Source organism: Cellulosimicrobium marinum (assembly GCF_020551945.1).
In the GTDB taxonomy this organism is placed as follows: Bacteria; Actinomycetota; Actinomycetes; order Actinomycetales; family Cellulomonadaceae; genus Cellulosimicrobium; species Cellulosimicrobium marinum.
On record NZ_JAJBZH010000004.1, the window covers coordinates 240,270 to 267,209 of the forward strand.

The 26,940-nt window shown below is 74.3% G+C and carries 23 protein-coding genes, 1 tRNA gene and 1 riboswitch; of the genes, 14 read left to right on the forward strand and 10 right to left on the reverse strand.

The annotated features are described in order from the left end of the window. Window positions 1-7: 7 nt before the first annotated feature. The 4 genes from LGQ04_RS10950 to LGQ04_RS10965 form a co-directional block, all read right to left on the reverse strand. On the reverse strand, window positions 8-259 hold the full coding sequence (locus tag LGQ04_RS10950; RefSeq protein WP_229243738.1) for a PqqD family protein: 252 nt from the start codon (window positions 257-259) through the stop codon (window positions 8-10). Further along, window positions 256-984: a phosphatase PAP2 family protein gene (locus LGQ04_RS10955; protein WP_229243739.1), complete on the reverse strand. Its 729-nt coding sequence runs from the start codon at window positions 982-984 to the stop codon at window positions 256-258. The genes LGQ04_RS10950 and LGQ04_RS10955 overlap by 4 nt, the downstream gene beginning before the upstream one ends. A gap of 123 nt (window positions 985-1,107) precedes the next feature. Then, entirely contained in the window at window positions 1,108-1,782 is a 675-nt protein-coding gene (locus LGQ04_RS10960) for an ABC transporter ATP-binding protein (RefSeq protein WP_229243740.1), read from the reverse strand. Window positions 1,783-1,837: 55 nt separating this feature from the next. Further along, a complete protein-coding gene (locus LGQ04_RS10965) occupies window positions 1,838-3,364 on the reverse strand; it encodes an ABC transporter permease (protein WP_229243741.1) in 1,527 nt (508 codons plus the stop codon). 206 nt (window positions 3,365-3,570) lie between these two features. Between LGQ04_RS10965 and LGQ04_RS10970 the strand changes: the two genes are divergently transcribed. From LGQ04_RS10970 to LGQ04_RS10990, 5 genes are all read left to right on the forward strand, one after another. After that, window positions 3,571-4,695 carry a glycosyltransferase family 4 protein gene (locus LGQ04_RS10970; RefSeq protein ID WP_229243742.1) on the forward strand — a complete coding sequence of 375 codons (1,125 nt, stop codon included), beginning with the start codon at window positions 3,571-3,573 and terminating at the stop codon, window positions 4,693-4,695. Between the two features lie 234 nt (window positions 4,696-4,929). After that, entirely contained in the window at window positions 4,930-5,649 is a 720-nt protein-coding gene (locus tag LGQ04_RS10975) for a nucleoside triphosphate pyrophosphohydrolase (RefSeq protein ID WP_229243743.1), read from the forward strand. A gap of 209 nt (window positions 5,650-5,858) precedes the next feature. Beyond that, window positions 5,859-7,139 carry a phosphopyruvate hydratase gene (gene eno, locus LGQ04_RS10980; RefSeq protein WP_229243744.1) on the forward strand — a complete coding sequence of 427 codons (1,281 nt, stop codon included), beginning with the start codon at window positions 5,859-5,861 and terminating at the stop codon, window positions 7,137-7,139. Between the two features lie 269 nt (window positions 7,140-7,408). Next, on the forward strand, window positions 7,409-8,083 hold the full coding sequence (locus LGQ04_RS10985) for an FtsB family cell division protein (RefSeq protein ID WP_229243745.1): 675 nt from the start codon (window positions 7,409-7,411) through the stop codon (window positions 8,081-8,083). Window positions 8,084-8,131: 48 nt separating this feature from the next. Next, complete coding sequence (locus LGQ04_RS10990; protein ID WP_229243746.1) at window positions 8,132-8,659, forward strand: DUF501 domain-containing protein; 528 nt, start codon at window positions 8,132-8,134, stop codon at window positions 8,657-8,659. A gap of 15 nt (window positions 8,660-8,674) precedes the next feature. On the opposite strand, the gene LGQ04_RS10995 is transcribed toward LGQ04_RS10990, so the two are convergent. Beyond that, window positions 8,675-10,753 carry a SpoIIE family protein phosphatase gene (locus LGQ04_RS10995; RefSeq protein WP_229243747.1) on the reverse strand — a complete coding sequence of 693 codons (2,079 nt, stop codon included), beginning with the start codon at window positions 10,751-10,753 and terminating at the stop codon, window positions 8,675-8,677. Window positions 10,754-10,880: 127 nt separating this feature from the next. Here LGQ04_RS10995 and LGQ04_RS11000 point away from each other — a divergent pair, with 127 nt between their 5' ends. The 5 genes from LGQ04_RS11000 to LGQ04_RS11020 all read left to right on the forward strand — a co-directional run bounded on the left by LGQ04_RS11000 (window position 10,881) and on the right by LGQ04_RS11020 (window position 15,634). Next, on the forward strand, window positions 10,881-11,909 hold the full coding sequence (locus LGQ04_RS11000; RefSeq protein ID WP_229243748.1) for a Ppx/GppA phosphatase family protein: 1,029 nt from the start codon (window positions 10,881-10,883) through the stop codon (window positions 11,907-11,909). 181 nt (window positions 11,910-12,090) lie between these two features. Further along, entirely contained in the window at window positions 12,091-12,423 is a 333-nt protein-coding gene (locus LGQ04_RS11005; RefSeq protein ID WP_229243749.1) for a PadR family transcriptional regulator, read from the forward strand. Further along, window positions 12,423-13,778 (forward strand): serine/threonine-protein kinase, encoded by a 1,356-nt coding sequence (locus tag LGQ04_RS11010; RefSeq protein ID WP_229243750.1) that lies wholly within the window; start codon window positions 12,423-12,425, stop codon window positions 13,776-13,778. The genes LGQ04_RS11005 and LGQ04_RS11010 overlap by 1 nt, the downstream gene beginning before the upstream one ends. A 160-nt stretch (window positions 13,779-13,938) precedes the next feature. Further along, window positions 13,939-15,456 (forward strand): NAD(P)/FAD-dependent oxidoreductase, encoded by a 1,518-nt coding sequence (locus LGQ04_RS11015; protein WP_229243751.1) that lies wholly within the window; start codon window positions 13,939-13,941, stop codon window positions 15,454-15,456. A gap of 104 nt (window positions 15,457-15,560) precedes the next feature. Beyond that, window positions 15,561-15,634, forward strand: a tRNA-Leu gene (locus LGQ04_RS11020). A gap of 9 nt (window positions 15,635-15,643) precedes the next feature. Here LGQ04_RS11020 and LGQ04_RS11025 read toward each other — a convergent pair. Then, the gene (locus LGQ04_RS11025; RefSeq protein WP_229243752.1) at window positions 15,644-16,060 is read right to left on the reverse strand and encodes a VOC family protein; all 417 of its coding nucleotides are present in this window, start codon (window positions 16,058-16,060) and stop codon (window positions 15,644-15,646) included. Window positions 16,061-16,172: 112 nt separating this feature from the next. Next, window positions 16,173-16,300: riboswitch (TPP riboswitch) on the forward strand. On the opposite strand from LGQ04_RS11025, the gene LGQ04_RS11030 reads away from it, so the two are divergent. The 3 genes from LGQ04_RS11030 to LGQ04_RS11040 all read left to right on the forward strand — a co-directional run bounded on the left by LGQ04_RS11030 (window position 16,291) and on the right by LGQ04_RS11040 (window position 18,399). Next, window positions 16,291-17,058, forward strand: a complete 768-nt coding sequence (locus tag LGQ04_RS11030; protein WP_229243753.1) for a TenA family protein — start codon at window positions 16,291-16,293, stop codon at window positions 17,056-17,058. (Overlaps the previous riboswitch by 10 nt.) A gap of 70 nt (window positions 17,059-17,128) precedes the next feature. Then, a complete protein-coding gene (locus LGQ04_RS17475; RefSeq protein WP_267494745.1) occupies window positions 17,129-17,533 on the forward strand; it encodes a helix-turn-helix domain-containing protein in 405 nt (134 codons plus the stop codon). Window positions 17,534-17,592: 59 nt separating this feature from the next. After that, window positions 17,593-18,399, forward strand: coding sequence for a DUF6882 domain-containing protein (locus LGQ04_RS11040; protein WP_229243754.1), 807 nt, complete (start codon window positions 17,593-17,595; stop codon window positions 18,397-18,399). Between the two features lie 2 nt (window positions 18,400-18,401). On the opposite strand, the gene LGQ04_RS11045 is transcribed toward LGQ04_RS11040, so the two are convergent. From LGQ04_RS11045 to LGQ04_RS11055, 3 genes are all read right to left on the reverse strand, one after another. Next, window positions 18,402-24,413, reverse strand: coding sequence for an Ig-like domain-containing protein (locus tag LGQ04_RS11045; protein ID WP_229243755.1), 6,012 nt, complete (start codon window positions 24,411-24,413; stop codon window positions 18,402-18,404). Window positions 24,414-24,612: 199 nt separating this feature from the next. Further along, a complete protein-coding gene (locus tag LGQ04_RS11050; protein WP_229243756.1) occupies window positions 24,613-24,855 on the reverse strand; it encodes a hypothetical protein in 243 nt (80 codons plus the stop codon). Continuing rightward, on the reverse strand, window positions 24,852-25,457 hold the full coding sequence (locus LGQ04_RS11055) for an ArsR/SmtB family transcription factor (RefSeq protein WP_229243757.1): 606 nt from the start codon (window positions 25,455-25,457) through the stop codon (window positions 24,852-24,854). Before LGQ04_RS11055 ends, LGQ04_RS11050 begins: the two co-directional genes overlap by 4 nt. Before the next feature lie 119 nt (window positions 25,458-25,576). On the opposite strand from LGQ04_RS11055, the gene LGQ04_RS11060 reads away from it, so the two are divergent. After that, on the forward strand, window positions 25,577-26,422 hold the full coding sequence (locus LGQ04_RS11060; RefSeq protein ID WP_229243758.1) for an oxygenase MpaB family protein: 846 nt from the start codon (window positions 25,577-25,579) through the stop codon (window positions 26,420-26,422). Window positions 26,423-26,443: 21 nt separating this feature from the next. Here the strand turns inward: LGQ04_RS11060 and LGQ04_RS11065 are convergent, their stop codons facing one another. Continuing rightward, window positions 26,444-26,938, reverse strand: coding sequence for a MarR family winged helix-turn-helix transcriptional regulator (locus LGQ04_RS11065; RefSeq protein WP_229243759.1), 495 nt, complete (start codon window positions 26,936-26,938; stop codon window positions 26,444-26,446). Window positions 26,939-26,940: the final 2 nt, after the last annotated feature.

The window sequence follows — 26,940 nt, forward strand, 5'->3', positions numbered from 1 at the left end:
CGGGTCGTCAGGCGAGGAGCTGCTTCTCCCGGAGGGCGTCGACGAACGCCTGCGCGTCGCGCACGGCCGTCTCGCGGTCGATCTCGTAGACGTCCACCAGGTGGTCCGCGAGGTCGTCGAGCGTGCGGTCCTCGAGGAGCTGCTTCGCGAGCTCCGCCCCGGCGGCGTTCGTCGTGAGGTACACGGACCGGTCCAGGTCGAGGATGACGAGCTCGCCGTCGAGCTCCTGCCAGCTGATGCCCTCGGTCTTGATCCTCATGCGGTGTCCTCGTCCCGTGTCCCGTCCGGCGCGCTCGCCGGACCCCGTCGGATGCTAGCAACGCCGTCGGGACGGCGGGCAGGAACGGCCCCGGGTGAATCCCCCTGCGGGGCAGGGCGCGCGGGCCGGGCCACGACGTCCAGCGCGAGCGCGACCGTGGCGGCGAGCAGGAGCGCCGCGACCGTGTCGCTCGGCCGGTGCGCCCCGGACGCGACGTTCGCCCAGGCTGCGAGGACCGGCAGGACGGCCAGAACGGTCGCGGACCAGGGGGCCAGGCGTCGGCCGAGCATCGTCGCCGCTGCTGCGCACAGGGCCGCGGCGGTCGCGACGTGCGCGCTCGGGAGCGTGTTCGTCGGGGACCCGCCCGTCTCGAGCACGGGACGCGTCAGCAGGTCGTCGCGCAGCACCACGGCGAGGACGTAGGTGATCACGGGCCCGAGGAGCGCGATCAGCGACCGCGGTCGGCGGTCGACCAGGCACGTCACCGTGGCGGCCGCCGCGACGAGGAACGCCGGGAGCAGGGCGTTCGCGCGCAGCTGATCCGGCCAGGGGAGCCCCGCGGGCAGGGCCCCGCGGGCGAGCAGCGCGTCGTCGGCCGTCTGCCCCGGCCGGGTCAGGACCGCGAGGCCGTACGCGAGAGCCAGGAGCCCGACGAGCACGGCGTCCGTGAGCAGGACCGTGCGCGGGCGGTGCTCGACCACCCCGCGCAGCCACCGCCGGACCATCGGCGCTCCCTCCGTCCCGGTTCCGGCCACAGCATGCCGGGGCCCGGCGCCGCTGTCGACACCGGGCCCCGTCCGCTCGCGCCGCGCGTGCACCGGGACCCCGCCCGGCGTCGGCGCCCGCGGTCAGCGCCCGAGATCCTTCACCCGCCCGTCGGCGATGCGTAGCCGCCGCTGCGCGCGCTTCGCCACGACCGAGTCGTGCGTGACCATGACGACGGTCAGCCCCTGCTCCTTCCACAGCCCCTCGAGCAGGTCGACGATCTCGTCGCGCGTCGCCTCGTCGAGGTTGCCCGTCGGCTCGTCCGCGAGGAGCACGCGCGGCTCCTTGACGAGCGCCCGGGCGATCGCGACGCGCTGCTGCTGGCCGCCCGACAGCTCGGCCGGGAGGTGTCCCGCCCGCTCCGCGAGCCCGACGGCGGCGAGCGCGTCGGTCGCGCGGGTGCGCCGCTCGGCCGCCGAGACCTTCAGCGGCACGAGCGCCGTCTCGACGTTCTCGTGCGCCGTGAGCGTGGGGACGAGGTTGAACCCCTGGAACACGAACCCGACGGTCCGCGCCCGCACGGCGGTGAGCGCGGCGTCGCCCATCGTGGCGAGGTCGGTCCCGTCGAGCGCGATGCGGCCCGACGTCGGGCGGTCCAGCCCGCCCAGCATCTGCAGCAGCGTGGACTTCCCCCCGCCCGTGGGTCCCTGGACGGCGACCAGCTCGCCGTCGTCGATGTGCAGGTCGACGTCGCGCAGCGCGTGCACCGTGCGCTTGCCCTGGGCGTACGTCCTGGTCAGTCCGGTGATCTCGTACATGGCAGTGCCTCTCGGGAGGGCCCCGGTCGGGGCCGGTGTCTCGGGTCGGGGAGGGTCAGGCGACGGAGCGCAGCGCCTCGGCGGGGCGCAGGCGCGCCGCCCGGGCACCGCCCACGACGCCCGCGAGGAGCCCGCCGAGCACGGCGAGCCCCACCGCCGCGGCGACGACCCAGGGCAGCACCGGCGCGGACAGCACCACGTCGACGGCGCTCGCGGCCTGGGAGAACGGGTCGCCGCCGCCGAAGGGCCCGCCGCCCTGGCCGGCGAGCTGACCGGCGGCCTGACCGGCCGTCTCGCCGGACGTGCCGGCGCCGCCCGGGCCCCCGCCGGGACCGCCGAAGGAGAAGCCGCCGGACGCGCCGGACAGGGTGATGCCGGAGAGGTTGACCGCGACGACCGCGACCACGCCGAGCAGGATGCCGAGAACCCCGCCGAGCAGGCCCTGCACGACGGACTCGCCCGCGACCTGGCCGACGACGCGGCCGCGCGGCCACCCGATGGCCTTGAGGGTGCCGAGCTCGCGCGTGCGGCGGTTGACGCCGGAGACGGTGAAGAGGATCGCGAGGCCGAACGCGGCGGCGAGGACCACGGCGGACAGCCACGTCCCGAGGCTCGACACGAGGCTCGACGCCGTGGACAGCGACCCCGTCACCGACGAGGCGAGGTCGGACTGCGTGGACACCGTCGCCTCGGGCAGGGCGTCTGCGATCGCGTCCGCGACGGCGTCGATCTCGGACGCGGACGCCGCCTGCACGTACAGGTCGCTGACCTGGCCGTCGAGGTCGGCGAGGGACTGCGCGAGCGCGAGCGGCACGTACACGTCGCTCGCGGTGGCGACGCCGTCGCCCGTCGTCGACGTCACGGTGCCGACGACCTCCACGTCCGTGCCGCCGACGCTGACGGTGTCGCCGACGGCGAGCCCGGTGCTCTCGGCGTACGTGGCGTCGACGACGGCGACCTCCGCGTCGGCGTCGTCGGCGTCGAGCGTGCGGCCGTCGGCGAGCGTGACCGTGGTGAGCGGGCCGACCGCGTCGGCCGTCGGGTCGACGCCCGTCACGCTGAACGAGTCGATCTCGAAGGCGCTGCCCCCGGCGCCGTCGGCCCCGCCGACCGGCGGCTGCTCGCCCTGGCCGGGGCCACCGCCCTCACCCCTCTGCGACGGGTCGGGCATCTCGCCGTCGAACGAGGTGTTGCTCAGCTCGAGCGTCGCCGCGACGCCGCTGACCTGGTCGAGCCCGGCGACGGTGTCGAGCGTCGACGCGTCGAGCGTCCCGCTGCCGGGCGTGACGGAGAGCCGGTCCTGGGAGAACGTGCGCGAGCCCTCGTCGTCCGTGGCGCCGTCCTCGGCGCCGACGTCGAACCGGCCGGGCCCGCCGGCGCCGCGCTCGCCCGGCTGGGACACGGTGATGTCGGTCCCGACGCCGTAGACGGACTCGAGGACCGTGGCCTGGGCCGCCTGCACACCGGCGGACACGGAGCTGACGACGACGACGAGCGCGACGGCGAGCGCGAGCCCGACGGCGACGACCACCGTCTGCTTGCGCCGGTTGCCGAGCTCGCGGCGGAGATACGTGAGGAACATGGGAAGACCCTTCGCGGGGACGACGGACGCGTGTCGTCCCGGAACGTAGGGACGTCCCCTGGGCCCACCTGAGCACGTCGCTGTGCGGACGCTGTGCGGCAAGCGCCGTGGCCGTACAACTCCGCACCCCGAGATCCGGGGGAATCGATGGATGCGTCGCGTCGGAGGAGCCTACGATTCTGGAGAACGCCACCGAGGGAGCCCAAATGCGGATAGTGCTCGTCACCACGTCGCTGGCGCCGGACACCAGCGGACTCGGAAGACACGTATTCGAGGTGGCGCACGGCCTCGCGTACGCGGGACATCATGTTGTGATTTGGGTGGCCGCGCGAAGCGTGGAGGAGCAGAAGGCACCGGACGGCGTGCCCGTCCGCTACCTGCCGAGCCCTCTTCCCGAGCGGGGCCTTCGTAGTGTCGCTGCGTTCCTTGGGGAGGCGTTGCGCGCGTCGAAGACTTGGCTGCGGGCATTCATGGCAGATCGACCAGAAGTCGTTCACGTGCACGGATTTGCCGAGAACGGAGTGTGGGCGTCGGCTTGGGCGCCGTTCGTGCCGGGGCGGCTCGTGGTCACTTCGCACGGTGAGACCCTTGGAGACCTTCGCGACGTCTTCGATGGGTCGAAGATTTTTCGGGCGTCTCTGCGAGGGGCTCTCGGGCGAGCTTCCGCTGTCACCGCTCCGTCGCATTATGTCCTAAACGACCTCGTGAACCGCTTTGAGCTTGCGTCGGGTGCAGGACACGTCGTGCCCAACGGCTCGGATGCAGTGGACACTTCAGCGAAGGCTCCGCCATGGGCGCCGGAGTGCTTCGTGCTCGGAGTCGGCCGCCTTGAGGAAACCAAGGGCTTTGACCTTCTGGTGGCCGCGTTCGCGCGCGCTCGGCTTCCGGTGAACGTACAGCTCATTGTCGTTGGCGAAGGAGCCGAGCGAACCGCGCTCGAGGAACTCGTCAACGGCTCCGGACTAGTTGATCGAGTTCACTTCTGTGGCGCGCTGAGGCGCTCGGAGGTCGACTCCCTCATGCGAGCGTCGATTGCCCTTGTCATCCCGAGCAGATCCGACGCGTTTCCCCTCGTCCTGCTCGAGGGGTGGCGTGCCGGGACCGCGATCATCGTCAGCGTGCACGGCGGAGGTCGCGAGATCGTCGAGCACGGGGCGGACGCGCTGCTCGTCGACCCGCTCGACGTGGACGCGTTGGCAACAACCCTTCGTTGCGCTGTGCTCGACGACGACCTGCGCGAGATTCTCGCTGCGGGCGGAGTGCGATCTGTCGAACGATTCTCGTGGTCCGCTGTGGTCCAGCAGTACGAGTCCATATACCGTAATTACTGAGTTACGGCATCCCGACGTGGCGACGCGCGATCGATGACCTTCCCGACCCACCACACGGATCGGAGGATCGGCCCGATCCAGATGACGAGCAGGACCGGTCCGGCCCAGGAAAGTTCCTGCCGTAGCACGCGTCCGCCGGATGTCTCATGGCGTCGCGTAACACCTCGTTCGGGTGCTCAAATTCGGCCTGTGATGCGGAAGTCGCGGCTTCTTGGCGCTGCCTACGATGGGCCGATGACCGACCCGGCACCCGACCGCGCCCCCACGGACCCGCTGCGCGACGCCGTCGCCGTCATGGACCGCCTGTACTCCCCGGGCGGGTGCCCGTGGGACCGCGAGCAGACGCACGTCTCCCTCGTGCACTACCTGCTGGAGGAGGCGCACGAGCTCGCCGAGGCCATCGAGACCGACGACCGCGCGGGGATGCGCGAGGAGCTGGGCGACCTGCTGCTCCAGGTGCTGTTCCACGCGCGCATCGCGAGCGAGGAGCCGGACCCGTTCACCGTCGACGACGTCGCCGCGGACCTCGTCGCGAAGCTCGTGCGCCGCCACCCGCACGTGTTCGCCGGCGCGGACGCCACGGACCTGCACGGCCAGTGGGACGCGATCAAGAAGGCGGAGAAGCGGCGCGAGTCCGTCCTCGACGGCATCTCGCACACGCAGGGTGCGCTCGCCCGGGCGCAGAAGGTGCTGTCGCGGACCCGGCGCGGCGGCCTCGGCGACGTCGTGACCGCGGCGCTCGCCGCGCCGTCGGGCACGGGGCCGGACGTCCCGGGACCGGACCCCGCGGGGGAGCCGGGCCCGACGACGCCCGAGCGGCTCGGGCGCGACCTCCTCGTCCTCGTGGCGCGCGCCGAGGCGGACGGCCTCGACGCCGAGGCCGCGCTGCGGGCGGAGCTGCGCCGCGTCGAGGCCCGGGTCGTGGCCGCCGAGGACGAGGCCCGTCGCGCGTGACGTCCGGGCGGGACGTCCGTCCCCCGGGGCACGGGCCGAGGTCACCCCGGGGCGACCGAGGGGCGGACCGTGCGGCGCGGCTCACATCCGGGCACTAGGGTGGTGGCGTAAACCCCACCACCGTCGCGGGCGCACGCGGTGCCCCGGGTTTCCGTGCCCGGGGCAGGCTGCGGAGAGCGCCTGCGAGCCCCCTGCCTGAAGGAGCACCTGTGGCCAGCATCGAAGCCGTTGGAGCGCGCGAGATCCTCGACTCCCGCGGGAACCCGACCGTCGAGGTCGAGGTCGTCCTGGACGACGGCACCTTCGCCCGCGCCGGCGTGCCCTCGGGCGCGTCGACCGGTGCGTTCGAGGCCGTCGAGCGCCGCGACGGCGACACGTCCCGCTACCTGGGCAAGGGCGTCGAGGGCGCGGTCAACGCCGTCATCGACGACATCGCCCCCGAGCTCATCGGCTTCGAGGCCGAGGACCAGCGCCTCATCGACGCCGCCCTCATCGACCTCGACGGCACGCCCAACAAGGGCAAGCTCGGCGCGAACGCGATCCTCGGCGTCTCGCTCGCCGTCGCGAAGGCCGCCGCGAAGAGCGCCGGCCTCGACCTCTACCGCTACGTCGGCGGCCCGAACGCGCACGTCCTGCCCGTGCCGATGATGAACATCCTCAACGGCGGGTCCCACGCGGACTCGAACGTCGACATCCAGGAGTTCATGGTCGCCCCGATCGGCGCGTCGTCGTTCCGCGAGGCGCTGCGCTCCGGCGCGGAGGTCTACCACGCGCTGAAGTCGGTCCTCAAGGAGAAGGGCCTGGCGACGGGCCTCGGCGACGAGGGCGGCTTCGCGCCGAACCTCGCCAACAACCGCGAGGCGCTCGACCTCATCCTCGTCGCGATCGAGAAGGCGGGCTTCACGCCCGGCACCGACGTGACGCTCGCGCTCGACGTCGCCGCCACCGAGTTCTTCAAGGACGGGGCGTACCAGTTCGAGGGCGGCGAGAAGACGCCGGCCGAGATGATCGCGTACTACGAGCAGCTCGTGCGCGACTACCCGCTGGTCTCCATCGAGGACCCGCTGTCCGAGGACGAGTGGGACTCGTGGTCGCAGCTCGTCTCCGAGGTGGGCGACAAGGTCCAGATCGTCGGCGACGACCTGTTCGTCACCAACCCGGAGCGCCTCGCCAAGGGCATCGAGCTCAAGGCGGCGAACTCGCTCCTCGTCAAGCTCAACCAGATCGGCACGCTCACCGAGACGCTCGACGCCGTCGAGCTCGCGCAGCGCAACGGCTTCACCGCCATGACGTCGCACCGTTCGGGCGAGACCGAGGACACGACGATCGCCGACCTGTCGGTCGCGACGAACTCGGGCCAGATCAAGACCGGTGCGCCCGCCCGCGGCGAGCGCATCAACAAGTACAACCAGCTCCTGCGCATCGAGGAGGCGCTGGACGACGCCGCGCGTTACGCCGGCCGCTCCGCGTTCCCGCGCTGGACCGCGTGACGGCGACAGCCTGACGCGGCGGGCACGACCCGCACCGCACGCCGAGGCCCGGCGGACCGACACGGTCCGCCGGGCCTCGGCGCGTCCGGGGCGCCCGAGTGAGGGGTGACGTTCGTCCCGCCCCGTGTGTGCTGCCCGGCCCGGGAGCGGGTCGACGGCACAATCGGGGCATGCCGTCCTCGCGCCGCCCACCGCGCCCCGGTGCGTCCGCACGCCCGGGCGCAGGGTCGCGCGCAGGGTCGTCCCCGACGTCGTCCGGGTCGCGGCGGGTGAGCCAGGGCGCCTCGAAGAGCACCTCGAAGAGCGCCTCGAAGAGCACCCCCACGAGTGCGCCGAAGGGCACGTCGGCCTCGAAGGGCGCGACCTCGAAGAGCGGGTCGACGAGCAGCGGGTCGACGAGCGCGGCCTCCGCGCGCCGCCCCGCGGCACGCCGGACGACGCCGCGCCGACCGCAGGGCCCCGGCCCGGAGGACCGGCGCCGGAGCCGGTACGGGTTCCTGCTGCCGGAGGTCGTGACGGTCCGGACGCTCGTGGTGTCGGTCGTCGTGCTGCTCGCCGTGGTGCTCCTGCTGCCGACGGTGCGGGCGTACGTGAGCCAGACGAACGAGCTGCGGGCGCTGCGGGTCGAGCTGGCCGACGCGCAGGCGGAGCACGACGGTCTCGAGTCCGAGCTGGAGCGCTGGGAGGACCGCGCGTTCGTCGAGCGGGAGGCGCGCGAGCGGTTGAACTTCGTCATGCCGGGGGAGCGGGCGTGGCGGGTCCTCGACCCCGAGTCGGTGGTCGACGACATCGACCCGCGCACGGGGCAGGAGATCACCGACGGCCCGGTCGAGGGACCCGGCGACGGGACGCCCTGGTACGAGGCGATGTGGGAGTCCGTGGAGGTGGCGGGCCGTCAGCCGGTGACGGGCGGTGCGGCGGCCGGGAGCGGGGACAATGGGTGAGGCGTCCGCGGACGCCCGGCCCGCCCCCGACCTTCCCGAGGACCACCCGTGACCGACGCACGACTCGCCATCCCCGCCGACGACCCCGCCGCCGCGGTGACGTCGCACGACCTCGAGGTGCTGGCGGAACAGCTCGGCAGGACCCCGCGCGGCGTCGTCGGCATCGCGGCGCGCTGCGCGTGCGGGCGGCCGCTCGTGGTGCGGACGGCTCCGCGGCTGGAGAACGGCACGCCGTTCCCCACGACGTTCTACCTCACGAGCCCCGGCGCGGTCGCGGCGGCGTCGACGCTCGAGGCGAACGGCGTGATGAAGGAGATGTCGGAGCGGCTCGTGCAGGACGAGGAGCTGGCGGCCGCGTACCGGCGCGCCCACGAGCACTACCTCGCGCAGCGTGCGGCGCTCGGTCACGTGGAGGAGATCGACGGGATCTCCGCGGGCGGCATGCCCACGCGGGTCAAGTGCCTGCACGTGCTCGTCGGTCACGCGCTGGCCGCGGGCCCGGGGGTGAACCCGCTGGGCGACGAGGCCCTCGCCCTCGTGCGCGACGTGTGGCGCCCCGACCGCTGCTCCTGCTGACGCCGCGGGAGGCGGTCACACGCCCTGGGCGAGACGTTCCGGGAGGACGACGGGGCCCGCTTCGGCCGGGCGCGGGAGGTCCTCCGGGTGGAACCGCACGGCGAGCAGCGCGACGTCGTCCTCCGCGCCCGCGGCGAGCTCGGCGATGAGCCGGTCGCACAGCGCGTCGAGGGGCAGGTGCGCGTGCTCCTCCGTGGTGCGCCGCAGCCGCTCCAGACCCACGAGCAGCGACTCGCCGCGTCGCTCGACGAGGCCGTCCGTGTAGAGCAGCACGGTCGAACCCGGGGGCAGCGGGTGCTCGTGATCCTGTCGGGGGGCGTCGGCGCGCAGGCCGAGCGGGAGGTCCGCCGGACGACGCAACGTCTCGACGCGTCCGTCCGCGTGCAGGACCAGCGGCGGCGGGTGCCCGGCGCTCGACCAGCGCAGGCGCCGCAGCCCGAGCTCTGCGTCCGCGCCGGTCTGCTCCACCTTCGCGAGGATGCACGTGCTCACCGTGCGGATCGCGAGGTCGTGCACGGCACGGTCCAGGGCCCCGAGGATCCCGGCGGGCGACTGCGCGACGGCGTGCGCGCCGCCACGCAGCACGTTGCGCACCTGGGCCATCGACACGGCCGCGTGCAGGTCGTGCCCCGAGACGTCGCCGATGACGAGGCACGTCGTGCCGTCGCCCACGAGGAACGCGTCGTACCAGTCGCCGCCGATCTGGGCGCCGGTGGCGGCAGCGGGCGCGTAGCGCGCGACGAGGTGCAGGTGGTCCGGTTCGGGCAGTGCCGTGAGGAGGCTGCGTTGCAGCTCCTCGGCGAGCCCTCGCTGAGCGGCGTGCAGGTGCGCGTTGTCGAGCGCGAGACCGACCTGCGCCATGACGTCGCGCAGGAGCGTGAGCTCGGCCGTCGAGAACTCGCCCCGCCCGGCACCCCGCCCGAGGGTGACGAGGCCGCGGAGGCGGCCGCGCCCCCGGAGCGGGACGACGGCCAGGGCGTGCGGCTCGAGCCGGACGAGCAGGTCCTGCGCGGGTCCGGGGCGGACGAGGTCGCCCGGCCGTGGCAGTCCCGTGTACTGGACGTGCGCCGCACCGGCGACCGCCGTCGCGACGAGCGAGCGGCGGCTGAGCGCCGGGACGCGGATCGCGGCGTAGGCGTCGAGGAGGGGCTGGCGCTCGGGGTCGGCGTGCAGCGCGGCCACGTCGTGCAGTCGCTCCTGCCAGTCGGCCGGTCCCTCGTCGAGCGTGCTCGCGATCGCGAAGTCGGCGACCGCCGGGACGAGGTGCGGCAGGACGGCCCGGAGCGCGGCGACGGGGTCGAGGATCTCCGCGAGCGCGGCCGCGACGGCGGCCAGCAGGTCGGACCGAGCCCGTGCCTGCTCGGCGAGCTCGAGCGCGTGGCGACGCTCCGTGACGACCGTGAAGTAGACGGCGACCCCGCCGCGCTCCGGCACCGCCCGGACCTCGTACCAGTCCTCCAGGGGCGCGGGGTAGTACGCGTCGAAGACCACGGGCCGACCCGTGCGCGCGACGCTGCGGTAGGCGTCCTCGAAGACGGTGCCGACCGACGCGGGGAAGAGGTCCCAGATGCTGCCGCCGACGAGGCGCTCGCGCGGCGAAGCGAGGATGCGCTCGGCCTCGCCGTTGACGTAGCCGAACCGCCACTGCGGGTCGAGCCAGAAGTACCCGACCGTCATCTCCTCCAGGATGCGCTCGACGCGTTCGTCCCCCGCGCGCAGCGCCGTGACGTCCGTGGTGACGCCGACGACCTCCGACGCCGCGCCGTCGGGCCCGGGGAGCGCACGGCCGCGGGCGGTGAGCCAGCGTGTCGTGCCGTCGGGCCGCTGCACGCGGAAGTCCGCCTCGTAGATGCCGCACGTCGCGATGGCGTGGTCGAGGGAGTCGTTCACGGCGGGAAGGTCGTCGGGGTGGACCCGGGCGTTGAAGGCCTCGATCGTTCCGCCGAACGAGGTCGCGTCGTAGCCGAACACCTCGAGCAGCGGCGCGTCCCAGCTCAGCTCGCCCGTCCGCAGGTCCCATCGGAACGTGCCGAGGCCGGCGGCCTGCGCCGCGGCCTCGAGGAGCGTCGCGCGCTCGCGCCGCGCGTCTGACATGCGGGTGGTCTCCTCACGGGTCGGGCGGGTCGGGCACATCCTGCCGTGCGCCCCACCTGCTCGCGCCCCGGGAGGGACAGCGTACGGGGTGCGCGCGGTCCGCGGAGAGGGTGGCAGGCTTGGGCGCATGACTTCTGGCTCCACCTCCGCCCCCGCCGCGCAGCCCGGCCCCGCGGCCGCGTCCTTCGTCCCCCCGACGCCCGCCGGGGCGACACGCGTCGCCGCGATCGACTGCGGCACCAACTCCATCCGTCTGCTGGTCGCGGACGTCGACCCGGTCGCGGGCACGCTGGTCGACCTCGACCGTCGGATGGAGGTCGTGCGGCTCGGGCAGGGGGTGGACCGGACGGGCCGGCTCGCGCCGGAGGCCCTGGAGCGCACGCTCGACGCCGCGCGGCGGTACGCGGTCGTCGTCGAGTCCCTCGGGGCGACGCGCACGCGGTTCGTCGCGACGTCCGCCACGCGTGACGCGGAGAACCGCGACGAGTTCGTCCAGGGCGTCCTCGACGCGCTCGGTGTCGAGCCCGAGGTGGTCTCGGGGGAGGAGGAGGCCGCGCTGTCGTTCCGTGGTGCGACCTCGACGGTCGCGGCGGTGCGCCCGGGCCCGTACGTGGTGGTGGACCTCGGGGGCGGTTCGACGGAGCTCGTGCTCGGCACGGCGACGCCGGACGCGGCGTTCTCGATGGACGTCGGCTGCGTGCGGCTCACGGAGCGGCACCTGCGCAGCGACCCGCCCACGGCGCAGGAGGTGGCCGCGGCGCGTGCCGACGTGCGGGCCGCGCTGGACGACGCCGCACGGACCGTCCCGCTCGGCCGGGCCGCGACGCTCGTCGGCCTCGCGGGGTCCGTGACCACGGTGACCGCCCACGCGCTCGGGCTCGCGGCGTACGACCGGGACCGGATCAACGGGGCCGTGCTCACGGTCGACGAGGTCCTCGCGGCGTGCGACGACCTGCTGCGCCGCTCGCGCGCCGAGCGTGCCGCGCTGGGCTTCATGCACCCGGGCCGGGTCGACGTCATCGGCGCGGGCGCGCTCGTGTGGTCCGAGGTCGTGACGCGGGTGCGCGACGACGTCGCGGCCGCGGGTGGTGAGCTCACCGACGTCGTGACGAGCGAGCACGACATCCTCGACGGCATCGCCTGGTCGATCGCCTGACGTCCCGCGTGACCCTGCCGAACCCCGGGTTGCTCGTCACGGTCCGCTCCGCGTGACGAGCAACCCGGGGTTCGGCGTGCGACACGTCGCGATCACCCCGCACACTACCGCGCATCGCGCGGTAGTGTGCGTCGCGGAGGGTCTGCGCAGGGCAGGCCGCGCAGCCCGACGGAGGGGTCGGATGGACACCACACAGCTGCTCAAAGGGGTGCTCGACGCCGCCGTCCTCGCGGCCGTCGCGGACGAGGACGGGTACGGCTACGACGTCGTGCGACGCCTGCGCGCCGCAGGCCTCGAGGACGTGGGCGACGCGTCGGTGTACGGGACGCTGCGGCGCCTGTACGCGCACGGCGCGCTGACCACGTACGTCGTGCCGTCCGACGCCGGCCCGCACCGCAAGTACTACGGGATCAACCCGCAGGGCCGGGCGATGCTCGACCTGCACCGCAAGGAGTGGCAGACGTTCGCGGGCACCGTCTCCGCGCTGCTGCGCACCGGAGAGGTGGCCGCCTGATGAGCACGACGACGCCCGCCGGCCCGCCCGCCGGCCTCGCCTTCTACGCGCACGTGCGCGCCTACGCGGACGAGGTCCGTGCGCACCTGGCCGATCTGCGGCCGGACCAGGTCACCGAGCTCGCGGACGGGTTGGAGGCGGACCTCGCGGAGGCCGTCGTGGACGCGCCCGGGGCGCTCCCGCGCGGGCCCGTCCGCGCCGACGCCGACGCCGTGCCCGACCTCGACCTCGCGGCCCTGTTCGGGCCGCCCGCCGCGTACGCCCACGAGCTGCGCGTCGCCGCGGGTCTCGGCCCGCGGTCCGCCGACGTGCCGCAGGCCCGCCGCGGGGTGCGCACCCGCGTGGCGGACCGTGCCCGGTCGTCTCGCGCCCGGTGGGCCGCGAGGCTGGAGCCGCTGAGGTCGACCTCGCAGTGGGCCGCCGTGCGCGAGTTCGCGCGGGCCCTCACCCCCGTCTGGTGGGTCGTGCGGGGCTGGGTCGCGGCCTCCGTCGTCCTGTGGGTGTTCGGCGGGTACGCCTTCGCGGAGCTGCCCCCGGACCTCTCGGCACGGGTGCTCCTGCTCGCGGCGGTCGTCGTCAGCGTCCAGTGGGGCCGGGGCCGCTGGCTCCCGCAGGCGTGGATGCCGCGCGTCGTGCGGTGGGGGTCCGTGGGCGTGGCCGTGATCACCGTCCCCCTCGTGCTGACGACCGTGCTCAGGACGTCGGGCGCCCTCCCGTACGACCAGGGCTACCAGCACGGGTTCGACGCCGCGGTGGCCTCGGGCCAGCCGGTCTCCCACGACGGGTCCTGGGCGGGCGACGTCGGCTCCGAGGGCGTGTGGGTGGACGGGATGCAGGTGTCGAACCTCTTCGTGTACGACGCCGCGGGGAACCCCGTGCGGGATGTGCAGGTCTTCGACGACCGCGGGCGCCCGGTGCGCACGGTGAGCGTCGACGGGGCGTACCAGCCCTGGAGCGTCCCGGAGGTCGAGGGCGCGTGGTACTTCCAGCCCGCGCTCGCGAGCGACGGGCGCGAGCGGTGGAACGTGTACCCGCTGCGCGCCGTCGCCGAGGAGGACGCCGACCACGCGACCGACGACGGCCGGCCCGTGCCCGTGACCGGGTCGTCGGCCACGACCATGCCGTGGCCGTTCCTCCAGGCCCCGACGGTGATCCCGGCGACCCCGGGCGGAGCCGAGGGCGATCCGGCGACGGAGGGCCCCGCTGCGGACGACCCGGCCGCCGACGACGCCACGACGGCCGACCCGGGGACGGACGAGCACCCGGCGACCCGGGCGCCGGGGGAGCAGGCGCCGGCGGGCACGGTCCGCCCGCCTGCGCCGACCCCTTCGCCCGTGGTCGAGGCGGGGAGCTGAGCGGTCGGGGCCGCACGTCGTCGGGCACGGCGCGCGGCCCCGGCGGCCTGTCCGTTCCGCGCGGGATGCGAGGTGGCCGGTGCCCGGGCGTGCGCGGCGTCACGCCCGCCTGACGGACGGGACGGCTCGCGAGGACCGGGAGCAGTAATACTCTTGAACCATGCCTCAGAATGACCTGACCTCGGTCAGCCGTGCCCAGCAGGCCTCTGCCGCCCCGGTCGCGGCCACGCCGCGGCCCCGCAAGGTGCCGCGCGTCGTCGTGCTCGGCGGCGGCTCCGTGGGCCTGTACGCCGCGCGTCGCCTGCGCAAGAAGCTCGGTCGCCGCGAGGCGGCGATCGTCGTCGTCGACCCCCGCCCGTACATGACGTACGCGCCCTTCCTCCCCGAGGCGGCGGCCGGGTCCATCGACGGCCGCGACGTCGTCGCACCGCACCGCCGCGCCCTCAAGGGCGTCGACGTGCTGCAGGGCAAGGTCGTCGGGATCGACCACGGCAACCGGTCGGTGACGATCCACCCGGAGGAGGGCGACGACTACTCGGTCACGTACGACCACCTCATCGTGGGCCTCGGCTCCGTCTCCCGCACGCTCCCCATCCCGGGGCTGGCGGAGACGGCGATCGGCTTCAAGAACGTGGAGGAGGCCATCGCGGTCCGCAACCACGTCCTCAACCGCATGGACGTCGCGTCGTCCACGTGGGACGAGGAGCTGCGCCGCCGGATGCTCACGTTCACGTTCGTGGGCGGCGGGTTCGCCGGCGTCGAGGCGATCGCCGAGATCGAGGACATGGCCCGCTACGCGACGCGCAACTACGCGACGATCGAGGAGCGCGACCTGCGCTTCGTGATGATCGAGGGCGCCGGCCGCATCCTGCCGGAGCTCAGCGAGCCCATGGCCGGCTACGCGCTCGAGGAGCTGAAGAAGCGCGGCATCGAGTTCCACCTCAACACGTTCCTTTCCTCGTGCGTGGACGGTCACGTGGTGACGTCCACCGGGGTGGAGTTCGACTCGGACACCGTCGTGTGGACCGCGGGCGTCAAGGCCAACCCGGTGCTCAAGGAGTCGTCCGACCTCCCCGTCGACAAGATGGGCCGCGTCACCGTCCTGCCGACGCTGCAGGTGGCGGACGCCGACGGGAACGTCGTGCCGAACGCGTGGGCCGCGGGCGACTGCGCCGCGGTGCCCGACGTGCTCAACCCGGGCAAGTTCTGCCCGCCGAACGCGCAGCACGCGATCCGCGAGGCGACGCGCCTGGCCGACAACCTCGCGCTCGAGCTGCACAGCGAGGCCCCGGTCGAGTACCGGCACAAGAACGTCGGCACGGTGGCCTCCCTCGGCCTGTACAAGGGCGTCGCCGAGCTGTTCGGCGTGTTCAAGCTGCGCGGGGTGCCCGCGTGGCTCATGCACCGCAGCTACCACGTGCTCGCCATGCCGACGGGCAACCGCAAGCTGCGCATCTTCGTCGGCTGGATCGGCCAGTTCCTCATGGGCCGCGAGCTCGTGTCGCTCGGCTCGCTCCACGACCCGCGCGCCGAGTTCCGCCAGGCGTCCGTGCTGCCGAAGAAGGACGGCGAGCCGGTGAAGCAGACCGCGCAGGGCTCGGCTGCCGCGGCCGAGTCCGGCGGGAGCGACGCACCGGTCGACGCCGACGACAGGACGCCGGCCTCCCAGGCCTCCTGACCCGGGGCGGTCGGACCGCCCGTGCCCGACGACGAGGGGCGAGCCGCGCACGCGGCTCGCCCCTCGCCGCGTCCCGGCCCGGCGGCGCGGTAGATTCGGCCCGCGCCCCCATGGCCCAACTGGCAGAGGCGGCCGGCTTAAACCCGGCATGTTCCGGGTTCGAGTCCCGGTGGGGGCACGAGACCGGTCAGGACAGGCCCGTCGGTCCCTCGGGCTCGGCAGGCGGGGCCGCCTCCTGACCGAGCACGACGAGGTTCCCGTCGGGGTCGCGCACGCGCGCGACGCGCTCTCCCCACGGCTGGTCGGCCGGCGGCTCGACCACCTCGACGCCCGCCGCCGCGAGGTGCTCGACGGCGCGGTCGCAGTCGTCCACGTACACCCACAGGGTCGTGGTGCCCCGCGTGGCAGGCAGGTGCGCCGCGGTCGTCGAGCCGTCGTCCAGCCCGATCCCCAGCGGCGAGCCGCCCACGTGCACGCTGACGTACACCGGCGGGCCGTCGTCCGGGAAGGCGTACTCGACCGTGCCGCGCAGCAGGTCGCGGTAGAACCCGAGCGACCGCTCGACGTCGGTCACGGTGAGGATCGGGAACAGGCTGCGGAACATCGGGGACCCTCCTGCGGGGCGCGCGGGCGACGCTCTTATCGTGCGCCCGGGCCCGGTGACGCGCGCGGCGGACGGGACGCCGTCGGGCACCGTCGGGGCTGCTAGGGTCGCTACGAACCACGCGGGGTGTCCCGCCCGGACGACGTGCCGGGCCGAGGGACTGAGACGAGCGGTAGGCCGCCCGGACCCGTCGAACCTGATCTCGCTAGCACGAGCGGAGGAACGTGGGCATGACGACGCCTGCTGCCATCACCCTGAACGACGTCACCCTGAACGACGTCACCCTGGACGACCCGACGACGCTGGTCGCGGCCGACGAGACCGGCTTCACGGCCGGGCTGGGACGCCGGTACGCGCACCTGTTCACCGAGTTCTACGACCACCCGTTCCTCGCGGGGCTGCGCGACGGGTCCGTCGCGCCGGCGTCGGTGCGGCACTACGTGGGCCAGGACCACCAGTACCTCACCGCCTACCTGCGGTGCTACGGGCTGGGCATGACGATGGCGCCCGACCGCGAGTGGGCCGGCTGGTTCCACGCCAAGGCGGGCTTCCTGCTGGACGACGAGTCGCACGCGCACCACGCGATGTGCGACTTCCTCGGCGTGTCGTACGAGGAGGCGCAGACGACGCACCTCGCGCCGAGCGCGCAGGCGTACGTCGACCACATGCTCGCCGCCGGGCGCGACACCCTCGGGGTGCTGCTCGCGGCCCTGCTCCCGTGCCCGTGGACGTACATCTGGTCCGCGCGCCGCTTCTGGCTCGTGGAGCGTGCGACCACGCCCGGCGCCCTCGACGCCGACCACCCGCTCGCGGGGTGGTGGGAGTTCTACGCCGCCGAGCGCACGGAGGACGTGCTGGCCGACCTGCGTTCCCGCCTGGACGCGCTCGCCGCGGACGCCGGGCAGGCGGAGCGCGCGCGCATGGAGCGGGCGTTCGAGGCGAGCTGCCGGCACGAGATCCGGTTCTGGCAGATGGCGCACACCGTCGAGACCTGGTGACGCTTACGCCCGCAGCAGATCCGCGCCCCGGCCCGGTGCGCCGGGCCGGGGAGCGGGTAGCGTGACGGGCATGGACAGGTGGGGGGTGCCGACGACGACCGGCCGCGACGAGCCTCTGCTGCGGCACGTGCTGGGCGGGATCCTGCGGCGGCATCGTCTGGCGCAGGGCCGCACGCTCGTGGACGTGTCCGCGGCCGCGCGCGTCTCGACGGCCTACCTGTCGGAGGTCGAGCGGGGCCGCAAGGAGGCGTCGTCGGAGGTGCTCGCCGCGGTGTGCGCGGCGCTCGGCATCCGGCTGGTCGACCTCGTCGCCCGGGTGGGGGAGGAGCTGCGCCCGGCCGCCCCGGTCCTCGACCTCACGGCGGCGGCGTCGCGCGCGGCGAGCGCACGGCACGCCGTGGCGGTCCCGCGGCGACCGGCGGGTCGTCGCCCGGCGGGCGCGCCCCGCGGTGCCGCGCGAGCCCTCGCGGCCTGACGCACCACGGGCCGTGTCGTTCCCCCCGGGAGCGTGACGCGCGGGGCTACGTTCGACCCATGAGCCAGCCGCCCGTCCTCCAGGACCTCGTCGACGACGCCGTGTTCCTGTCCCACGAGCACCAGCTCCATCTCGCCGAACGGCACGGCGACGACGCCTGGCACGCCGACATGGCGGCCGGGCGGCTGACCTTCACCGACCCCGCCGGGACCGCCACGACTTACCGGCTGCAGTTCCTCGGCACCGGGGCGCCCGGCCCGGGCACGTGGATGTGGGCGTGGAACAACGTCAACGATTTCCCGGACGACGTGGTGGAGACCGCCGTCGCGCTGCGCGACGCGGGACTCGCCGAGGCGACGACGGCGGAGATCACCCTCTCCGAGGATCTCGGCCTGCGCCTCGCTCTCGCCGCGAAGGCCACGGTCGGGCTGCGCGCCCACTACGACGCCCCGGTGGGCGGCGGGACACGCGCGTGGCTCCTGCTGGACGACCCCGACCTCGCGCTCCCGGCGCCGAGCGTGCCGCGCACGGTGCGAGTGCTCAGCGAGGGGCTGCTCACCACCGACGTCGCCGACCACCGTCGCGCCGTGCTCGCGTACGCGCGCGGGCGGGACGTCACCGCGGAGGACGACGGCGCCGCGGTGCGTCTCGTGCTCGACGACGGCACGGTCGTCGTGACGTTCGACGACCGGGGGCGGATCGCCGGGATCGCGGCCGCCGCCCCGTCCCCGGCGGAACCGGGGTCGGAGCCGGAGCCGGAGCCGGAGCCCGAGCCGGCACCCCGGCCGGGACCGGCTGCGGAGAGCGATGCACCGGAGCCGGACGCGGCGTCACCGCGCCGGCGGTGGTTCCGCCGGCGCGGCTGACGTCAGCCCCAGGTGATGCGCTGGGAGTCCCCGAAGGCGCTCGTGCGGATCCACACCTGCGCGCCCGGCTGCCCGTAGTGGCACCACATCGCCTTGCGCGGGAAGTTCCCGTTGCCGTCGGTACGCAGCGGCGTACCGTCCCGGGCGACCGAGTAGGTGCGGGTCCCCTCGAACATGTGGTCGCCGTTGTGGCTCGTCCAGCACGACGCCGAGAAGGACGTGTTCGGCGCGGCACCGGTGATCGACAGGTCGACGATCGCGCAGGACGAGTGGGTGCACGTCGCGGACTGGTTGTTCGACCCCTTGTACGTCCGCAGCACGGGCTCGGGCTTCTTGTCCGACGTGGCCTCGCGGCACGTCTCCTTCGCGTCGCCCTCGGTGGGGACGACGCGGACGCAGATCCGCCGCGTCTGCTCGTGGCCCACGCTCAGCGTGCCGGAGCCGTTCTTGCTCGTCGAGCTCACCGCGCCCGTCACGCGGACGTCGTAGGGGCGGCCGTTGCCCGAGGTCGACCAGCTGTACGTGATCGCCTGGTCGCCCCCCTTCATGGTGACGTCCGGTGCGGGGATCGGGCCGTACGGCGTCGCCGTCGCGCTCGACGCCGGGCCGGGCTCGCTCGCCCCGTCGACGCCCGCGACGGCGCGGACCCGGATCGTGGCCTGCTGGCCGTTCGTCAGGCCGCCCACGCGCCGGTTGCCGCCGAGCGCGGTCCAGCCGCCGCCCACGTTGTACTGGTAGGTGATCTCGCTCGCCCTCACGCCGTTGCCGGTGGCGTCCCCGAAGCTGAGCTCCACCTGACCGTTGGCTCCCGTGGCGCGCGCGGACAGGCCCGACACGGCCGAGGGCGTCGCGAAGGCCCGGACCGCGTTGGACGCCGGGGAGAACTCGGCCTCCCCGAGCTTGTCAGTCGCCTTGTTGTGCGCCCGCACCCGGAACGCGTACCCGGTCGTGTCGGCGGTCACGCCGACGGTGGCGGACGTGGCGCCGCCGTCGACCGTCTGCGTGCGCACGCTCGACCCGCCGCGCAGCACCTCGAGGGTGTACCGGGTGATCGGCGCGCCGTTGCTGTCGGGCGCCGCCCACGTGACCTCCATCTGGGAGGTGTCGCCGATCGACGTGCGCCGCGCCGTCGGGGCCGTCGGGGCCGCCGGCTTGCCCGCCGGGGTCTCCGCCGCGGACGCCTCGCCCCAGTCCGACGGGTCCGGCGCCCTGTTCTCCGCCTGGACCTGCACGGTGTACGCCTGCCCGTTGGTCAGTCCCTCCCACGTGGTGGTGGTGCTGGTCAGGCACGTCTTGTCGGTCGCGCCGTTCGGGGGAGCGGGGGAGATGCGCAGGTTGACGCACTCGATCGCGGAGCGGTCGGTGTAGGTCGCGTTGGTCCAGGTGACGGTGAGGGACTGGTCGCCGAACTCGAGGGTGGGTGCGGCGGGCGGGTCGGGCTTCTCGTCGGGTCGTGCGATCTCCGACGGCGGGGACGCGGGGCCGTCGCCGACGTCGTTGGTCGCGAACACGGTGAAGGTGTACTCGACGTCGTTGGTCAGTCCGTCGAGGGTGCAGGTGGTGGTGCCGCAGGCCTTCTCGTAGCCGTTCTGGGAGCGCACGGTGTAGCCGGTGATCTCGGCGCCGTTGTTGTTCGGCGGGTCCCAGGTGAGGACGACGGTCTCGGAGCGGACCTCGACGACCTGCGGGGTGGTGGGTGCCTCGGGCTTGCCGAGCACGGTGAGGTGGACGCGTCCCTCGACCTCGCGGTCGGGGTCCTTCGTCGCGTCCTGGACGCGGTAGCGCACCACCATGACACCGACGAAGTCGTCGCGCGGGGTGACGGCGACGGAGTCGCCCGTGACGGCGGCCCCGCCCTGACCGGTCTCGACCACCGCGCTGAGCACCGTCAGCCCGGTCTCCGGGAACGGGTCGGAGTCGTTCGCGAGGACCGGGACGACCGTCTCCTTGCCCTGGTGGGCGTCGTCGACGGCGTCGTCGTTCGCGCGTGCCAGCGGCCGGGTCGAGGCGACGACGGTGAGCGTCGCCTCGGTCGTCACGGGCGGCGTGTTGTCGTCGGACACCGTCACCGGGACCTGCACGACGGTGCCCTTCGGGACGTCGGGCGACGCCTGGGCGCGCAGCGTGCCGCCCTCGACGGACGTCGTGACGCCCTGCGCGGCATCGCCGGCCGTGAAGGTCAGCGGGTCGCCGTCGGGGTCGGTGGCGAAGCGTGCGAGGTCGACCGACGCCTCCTCGCCCGCCGCCACGTCGAGCGTCGCGGTGCGCAGCTCGGGCGGAAGGTTCTCCGGGGGGAGCACGGTGACGGGGATGGTAAGGAGCGCGGTGTTCCCGTCGGGGTCGTCCGGGCCGGAGCCGTCGGTCACCTCGAACGAGACGGAGGCGGGGCCGTGGTAGTCGGCGGACGGCGTGTAGGTGACCGTCGTGACGGACGTGACCTCGCGCGAGCCCTCGGTGGCCTTGACCGACTCCTGCGTGGTGATGCGCGGGGTGCGGCCCTCGACGACGAGCACGTGGTCCTTGATGTCGATGTCGAGGGTGTCCCCGGCCACGACCTCGAGGGACGTCCCGGGGCGCAGGGTCGGGGCCTGGTCGGTGAGACCGGGGACCTTGACGAACGCCTTCGCGGTGAGGCCGTCCATGTCCGTCGCGGTGTAAGTGACGACCTGCCGCTGCTCGGTGAGCGTGACGACGAGGTCGCCACCCTCGGTCACCGTGGCGGTCGGCGCGTCGCTCGTCACGGTGAGCTCGCTCGCGGCGCCGTCGGGGTCGTCGTCGTTGTCGAGCACCGGGACGGTGACCTCGGTCGTGCCGAGGATGTCCTCGACCTGGACCGCGTCGTCACGCGCGACCGGCGGCAGCAGCGGGGCGTCGGCCGCGACCTGCACCGTGATCGCGCCCGTCGCCCGCGCACCGTAGGTGTCCTGGATGCCGTAGTAGAACGTGTACGACCCGTCGTCCGGCGGCGAGGTGATCACGACCCGGTCCCCCACGACCTGCGGGTCCATGCCCTGGCTCTCCTCGACCGCGGACGGCACGAGCGCGATCTGGTCCCCGTCCGGATCGGTGTCGTTGACCAGCGCCGCGACCGCGACCGTGCGACCCCCGCGCACCGTGACCTCGTCGTCGACCGCGACCGGCGCCTGGTTCGTCTCACCCGGACGCGAGATCCCCACCCGCACCGTGCCCGTCGCGGTCTCCCCGCGCGCGTCGAGCACCGCGTAGGTGAACGTGTCGAGCCCGGTGGCGGTCCGGGCGGCGGTGTACTCGAGGGAGCCGTCCACGACCCGGGCGGTGCCCTTGCCCGGTGCGGAGGCCACACCGGTCACCTGGACGGAGTCGCCGTCGGGGTCGATGCCGTCCAGCGGCACGTCCACCCGCACGCTGCCCCCGGACAGCACCCGGGCCTCCACGTCGCGCGGCACCGGCGGGGCGTTGTCCTGCCCGTCCCGGATCCGGATCGTGACCTGGGCCGAGTCCTCCTGCCCGTTGGTGTCCCGCACCCGGTAGATCGCGTATGCCGTGCCCGCCTGCGACCCGGCCCTGAACCGCACCGTGTCCTCGGACACGAACGCCTCACCCAGCTCGCCGTCCACACCCTGCTCCAGCTCGGGCTGCACGAACAGCTCCAACCCGTCCGGGTGCGTGTCGTTGCGCAGCACCGGGACCGTCACCACGTCCCCGGCGTGCACCGTCACCTCGTCGGGAGCGGCGTTCGGCGGTTGGAGCTTGGTCGGCGCGGGGACGGAGACCACCCGGACCTGCCCGACGGAGGTGGCCGTCCCGTTCGACACCGTGTACTCGACCGTCACCGGACCGTCCAGCGCACGCAGCTCGGTGATCCGCAGCATCTGGTGCGCCAGCACCGCGACCGACACCCCCGCGTCGTCCGGCACGCTCACCGACTGCACCACGAGCACCCCGCCCGCCGGGTCCGTGTCGTTCGCCAGCACGTCGACGAGGGTCGTGCCGCCCGCCGGGAGGAGCGCGGTGTCCGTCACGACGATCGGGGGACCGGTCGCGGCGTCGGCCGCGAGGACGTCGACCCGGACGAGGCCGGTCGTCAGGCCGGGCCCGTCCGTGACCTGGTACGTCAGGTCGTACGAGCCGGGCTCGTCGGCCGCGAACGCGAACGTCCCGGCGTCGGTGTTCGGGGTGACGAGGGCCTTCTCGTGCTCGGAGACCGAGGTCAGGCGCAGCTCGTCGCCGTTCGGGTCGGAGTCGTTGCGCAGCGGCTCGACCGTCGTGGTCTGGCCCGCCGGGACGACGACGTGGTCGTTCACCGCGATGGGGGGCTGCTCGCCCGCGACGACGTCCACGAGGAGCGTGCCCTCGGCGAGACCGCCCTGACCGTCGGCCACGGAGAGGGAGACGACCTTGCGGCCGGTCGAGGTGCCCCCGTCGCGGAACTCGACCGTCCCGTCGGGGCGCGAGCGCACGTCGTCGCCCGCGGCGGTCGCGTCGGCCGACGCGAGGAAGAGGTCGTCGCCGTCGGGGTCCTTGAAGAACGGGAGCACCTTGATCTCCGCGGTGCTGCCCTGAGCGACCTTGAGCACCGGGTCGCCCGTCTGCTCCGGCGCCTCGTTCTCGCCCCACGGCGACACGGTGAGGCTGACCGACGCCGTGGCCGTCCCGCCCCGCCCGTCGGAGACCTCGTACTCGAACCCGGCGGTGCCGTCGGCGTCCTGCGGGACCACGGCCTGCAGCGCGGCGCCGCCGAGGATGCGCTCGACCTGCACGCCCTCCGGCCCGTCTCCGCTGACGGTCGCGGTCATGACGTCCCCGTCCGGGTCGACGTCGTTCGCGAGCACCGGCAGGATCGTCGACCGCCCGGGCCGCACGCCGAGCATGTCGTCCTTCGGCTGCGGGGGCTTGTTCGGCTGGGACCGGTCCGCGATGAGCTGGTCCACCTGCTCGGGGTTGGTCAGCTCGGCGTCGGACTCCTCGCCCTCGGCCTCCTCCGGGAGCTGCACGTCCCAGTCGTCGACCTTCTGGTACTCGTCCGCGGCCATCCACACCGTGCCGGCCGCGAGGTCGTTGAGGACGACCACGTGCCGGTTCACGCGGTAGCCGAGGCGCGCCTGCGGGTCCAGCCCCTCCAGCGTCCTGTCGACGTCGCGGTCCGTGCCCGCGCAGTCGCGGATGACCTGGCCGGTGGACGACCACGCCCCGTAGGTGCAGTCGTCGAGCTGCACGGGCGCCGCGGGCACCCCCCGCGCCGTCCGGGTTGTCGCGTCGCCGCCGTCGAGCGGCTGGGCCACCAGGCCGGACGCGGTGGCCACCACGACGTGGTCCGACGCCGCGGACGGCTGCTGCAGGGCGGCGCCGTCGGCGGCGTCCAGCGGCACCGAGGTCCCGTCCGGCAGGACGAGGCGGCCGCCGGACCGGTCGAGGACCACGGGCTCGTCCCCGACCGCCGTCACCGCGACGTCGGCCCCGGGTGACACCGGCAGCGAGGACGTCGTGGGCTCTCCTGCCGGGGCCCCGCCGCGGTGCGTGCCGACCCTCCACAACGTGCCCGTCGACGGGGCGGCGACGAGCACCGTGCCGTCCCGGGAGACGGTCAGCGCGCCGCCGCCGTCGATCTCGGCGACCGGGTCCGTCTCCTCGGGGTCGAACGCGGTCGCGCCGTCGAACGGGACGACCCACAGCAGGCCCTCCTCGTCGTCGAGGATCGCCGTCGTGGCGCCGCCGGAGGCCACCTGGGCGCCGGCGGGCAGACGGACCTGTCCGTCAAGGGTGAGGTGGGCGACCTCGACCGGGGAGGCGGTACCCGTCCCGTCGTCGTCGAGCAGCACACGGCCCGCGTCCTGCTGGACGTCGAACGACGCGGACCCGGCGAGGAGGACCCCGTCGATGGCCTGGGACTCGGAGTTGAACCGGCCGAGCTGTCCGGTCGACGTCTTCGTCACCCACACGCCGGAGTCGTTGAGCTCCACGTCGGCCGTCGCCTCGCCGTCGTACCAGAGCGCGAGACCCACGACGGCGGTGGCGAACGCGGTCACGGTGCTCACCGACGCGACGGTGCGGCGGTTGTCGATCAGGCGCGACAGGAAGCCCACGGCTCTCCCCCGGGTCGGCGGCTCGGTCGGACGACGCCGTGCCCGCTGCCGTCTCACGGAGGGGAAGGAGCGCCCGGGAGAGCATAGCCGCCGGGGCCGCCGCGACCCGGGGGAGAAGTCCCCATCCGGGGGCGGCGGGGCACCGGGACGGTCAGCGCAGGAGGAGCGGGTGGTGCTGGGCCGCGTTGTCGCGCAGGCGCTCGTCGTGGTGGGCCGCGACGTCGGTCCGCCCCTGCGCGGCGGTGCGGCGGGCCGCCACCTCGCGGAGCACGCGGGCGCGCGTCGCGGCGCGGCGTCGTCCGAGCTCGGTGAGGCGCGCGCCCAGGAGGACGAGCGCGCGGTCGAGGCCGCGGAGCTCCGTGGTGCGGGGCAGGGTGGGGGAGTACGCGCTCATGAGGGGTTCTCCTTGCCGTCGATCAGGGGGAAGAGGTTGAAGTGGATCTGGGCCGGGCGGGCGCCCGGTGTCTGCTCCTGGTCGCGGAACCGGTCGAGCATCTCGGAGAACCGGTCCCACGCGGTCTGGATCTCGGCCATCTGCTCGTGGGTGAGCCACAGGCTGACCGTCTGGAGGCGGGTGACCTCGAGCCACTCGTGGCCCAGGGCGTGCGGGTCGTCGAGGACGGCGAGGATCTTGCGGGCGCGGGCGTTCTCGAACTCGCGGTTGACCATCGCGGTGGTGGTCGCCGCCGCGACGTCGTCGGCGTCCTCGGGGAGCTCGACCGTGAACCCGCCCGGTCGCCGTTCCCACCAGCGCTCGCGCGCCGTGCCGCGGCCGGGGACCTCCTGGACGAACCCGTGCCGGGCGAGCTGGCGCAGGTGGTAGCTCGTGGACCCGCTGGACTCGCCCACGAGCTCGGCGAGCCCGCTCGCGGTGAGCGCGCCGTGCGACGAGAGCAGGTCGAGGATCTGGATGCGCAGCGGGTGCGCCAGGGCCTTGATCTGCGCCGGTCCGAGGACGCGGTCCTCGGGCGAGGAGGGGGTGCCGGTGTCGCTCATGCGTCCACCGTACGAGTGCAAAGACATCTTTGCAAGGGTTTCTCTGCAAAAAGTTCTTTGCATCGCTCGACGGACGCTCCGCCGTGCGTGACCGCGCTGGTCGGGGCCATGATCGGCCCATGGTCCAGGTGCTCCACCGTGCACGCCGCTCCGCGGGCGAGGCGATCCTCGCGCGCGTCGCCGGGCCCGACGCCGCGGCGGTGCGAGCCCGTATCCACCACGCCCCGGGACCACGGTGGTTCGCCCCGGGCTCACCCGTGCAACGGGTGCACGGCGACGCGTCCATGTTCGTCGGCGGGCTGCGCGCCCTGCTGCTCCAGAGCCTCCACCCCCTCGCCATGGCGGGCGTCGCGGCGCACTCGGGCTACCGGGGCGACCCGTGGGGCCGGCTCCAGCGCACCTCGACCTTCATCGCGACGACGACCTTCGCGACCACCGCCGACGCGCAGGGCGCGGTCGACGCGGTCCGCGCCGTCCACGCGCGCGTGCGCGGGACGGCGGCAGACGGGCGGCCCTACGCCGCGAGCGACCCCGACCTCCTGCGCTGGGTCCACGTCGCGGAGACCGACAGCTTCCTCGTCGCGCATCAGCTCTACGGCGCCCGGCCGCTCGACGACGCCGGGTGCGACGAGTACGTGGCCCTCGCGGGCGACGTCGGGCAGCGCCTCGGGGTCCAGGACGTGCCGCGCACCCGTGCCGCCCTCGACGCGGCCCTCCGGGGGTACCGCCCGCAGCTCGCCGTCACGCCCGAGGCGCTCGACGCCGCGCGCTTCCTCCTCGTGGAGCCGCCGCTGCCGTGGCCCGTGCGGCCCGCCTACGCGGGCCTGGCGGCCGCCGCCCGGACGTCGCTGCCGGACTGGGCGCGCGACGGCCTGCCGCGCGTGCGGGGCGTGCCCGGGTGGGGTGCGCGCCCGGCCGGCCGTCTGGTCACCCGGGCGATCCGCTGGGCGCTCCCGCCGCCGTGAGCGTGCCAGGAAGGCCCGGCGTCAGCGCGCGTCCCGCCGCCGGAACGCGTCGAGGTCGGCGTTGAGCCGACCGAGGAGCTCCGCGAGGAGCGCCCGGTCGAGCCGGGACCAGTCCGCGAGCACGTCCGCGTACAGGTCCCCGCGCGCGGCGCGGTGGAGGGCGAGGACGTCGAGGCCGGGCTCCGTGGGCTCGACGAGCACCGCGCGACCGTCGTCCGGGTCGCGTGCCCGCAGGACGTGGCCCTCGCGCTCCAGGGCGACCACCTGCCGCGTGACCGTCGACGCGTCGAGGCCGAGGCGGTCGGCGAGCACGTGGACGTTCTGCGGCCCATGCGTCGCGAGGGCGTGCAGGATCAGGTAGCCCGAGCGGTCGAGCGCGGCGGTCCGCCCCGCGGTCCGGGGGGTGCCGGAGACGCGGGTGCCCTCCGCGCGGCGCAGCAGCTGCGCCAGCTCGAGCTCGACCGCCGCGAGGGTGTCGCGCGCGCTCCGGGCGTGGTCGTCTCGTCGCGCGGCCATGC

Bases quoted from the DNA above. Each gene is read 5' to 3' on its own strand.
- LGQ04_RS10950 (WP_229243738.1), bottom strand. From the start codon at position 259: ATGAGGATCAAGACCGAGGGCATCAGCTGGCAGGAGCTCGACGGCGAG.
- LGQ04_RS10955 (WP_229243739.1), bottom strand. From the start codon at position 984: ATGGTCCGGCGGTGGCTGCGCGGGGTGGTCGAGCACCGCCCGCGCACG.
- LGQ04_RS10960 (WP_229243740.1), bottom strand. From the start codon at position 1,782: ATGTACGAGATCACCGGACTGACCAGGACGTACGCCCAGGGCAAGCGC.
- LGQ04_RS10965 (WP_229243741.1), bottom strand. From the start codon at position 3,364: ATGTTCCTCACGTATCTCCGCCGCGAGCTCGGCAACCGGCGCAAGCAG.
- LGQ04_RS10970 (WP_229243742.1), top strand. From the start codon at position 3,571: ATGCGGATAGTGCTCGTCACCACGTCGCTGGCGCCGGACACCAGCGGA.
- LGQ04_RS10975 (WP_229243743.1), top strand. From the start codon at position 4,930: ATGACCGACCCGGCACCCGACCGCGCCCCCACGGACCCGCTGCGCGAC.
- LGQ04_RS10995 (WP_229243747.1), bottom strand. From the start codon at position 10,753: ATGTCAGACGCGCGGCGCGAGCGCGCGACGCTCCTCGAGGCCGCGGCG.
- LGQ04_RS11000 (WP_229243748.1), top strand. From the start codon at position 10,881: ATGACTTCTGGCTCCACCTCCGCCCCCGCCGCGCAGCCCGGCCCCGCG.
- LGQ04_RS11005 (WP_229243749.1), top strand. From the start codon at position 12,091: ATGGACACCACACAGCTGCTCAAAGGGGTGCTCGACGCCGCCGTCCTC.
- LGQ04_RS11010 (WP_229243750.1), top strand. From the start codon at position 12,423: ATGAGCACGACGACGCCCGCCGGCCCGCCCGCCGGCCTCGCCTTCTAC.
- LGQ04_RS11015 (WP_229243751.1), top strand. From the start codon at position 13,939: ATGCCTCAGAATGACCTGACCTCGGTCAGCCGTGCCCAGCAGGCCTCT.
- LGQ04_RS11025 (WP_229243752.1), bottom strand. From the start codon at position 16,060: ATGTTCCGCAGCCTGTTCCCGATCCTCACCGTGACCGACGTCGAGCGG.
- LGQ04_RS11030 (WP_229243753.1), top strand. From the start codon at position 16,291: ATGACGACGCCTGCTGCCATCACCCTGAACGACGTCACCCTGAACGAC.
- LGQ04_RS17475 (WP_267494745.1), top strand. From the start codon at position 17,129: ATGGACAGGTGGGGGGTGCCGACGACGACCGGCCGCGACGAGCCTCTG.
- LGQ04_RS11040 (WP_229243754.1), top strand. From the start codon at position 17,593: ATGAGCCAGCCGCCCGTCCTCCAGGACCTCGTCGACGACGCCGTGTTC.
- LGQ04_RS11050 (WP_229243756.1), bottom strand. From the start codon at position 24,855: ATGAGCGCGTACTCCCCCACCCTGCCCCGCACCACGGAGCTCCGCGGC.
- LGQ04_RS11055 (WP_229243757.1), bottom strand. From the start codon at position 25,457: ATGAGCGACACCGGCACCCCCTCCTCGCCCGAGGACCGCGTCCTCGGA.
- LGQ04_RS11060 (WP_229243758.1), top strand. From the start codon at position 25,577: ATGGTCCAGGTGCTCCACCGTGCACGCCGCTCCGCGGGCGAGGCGATC.
- LGQ04_RS11065 (WP_229243759.1), bottom strand. From the start codon at position 26,938: ATGGCCGCGCGACGAGACGACCACGCCCGGAGCGCGCGCGACACCCTC.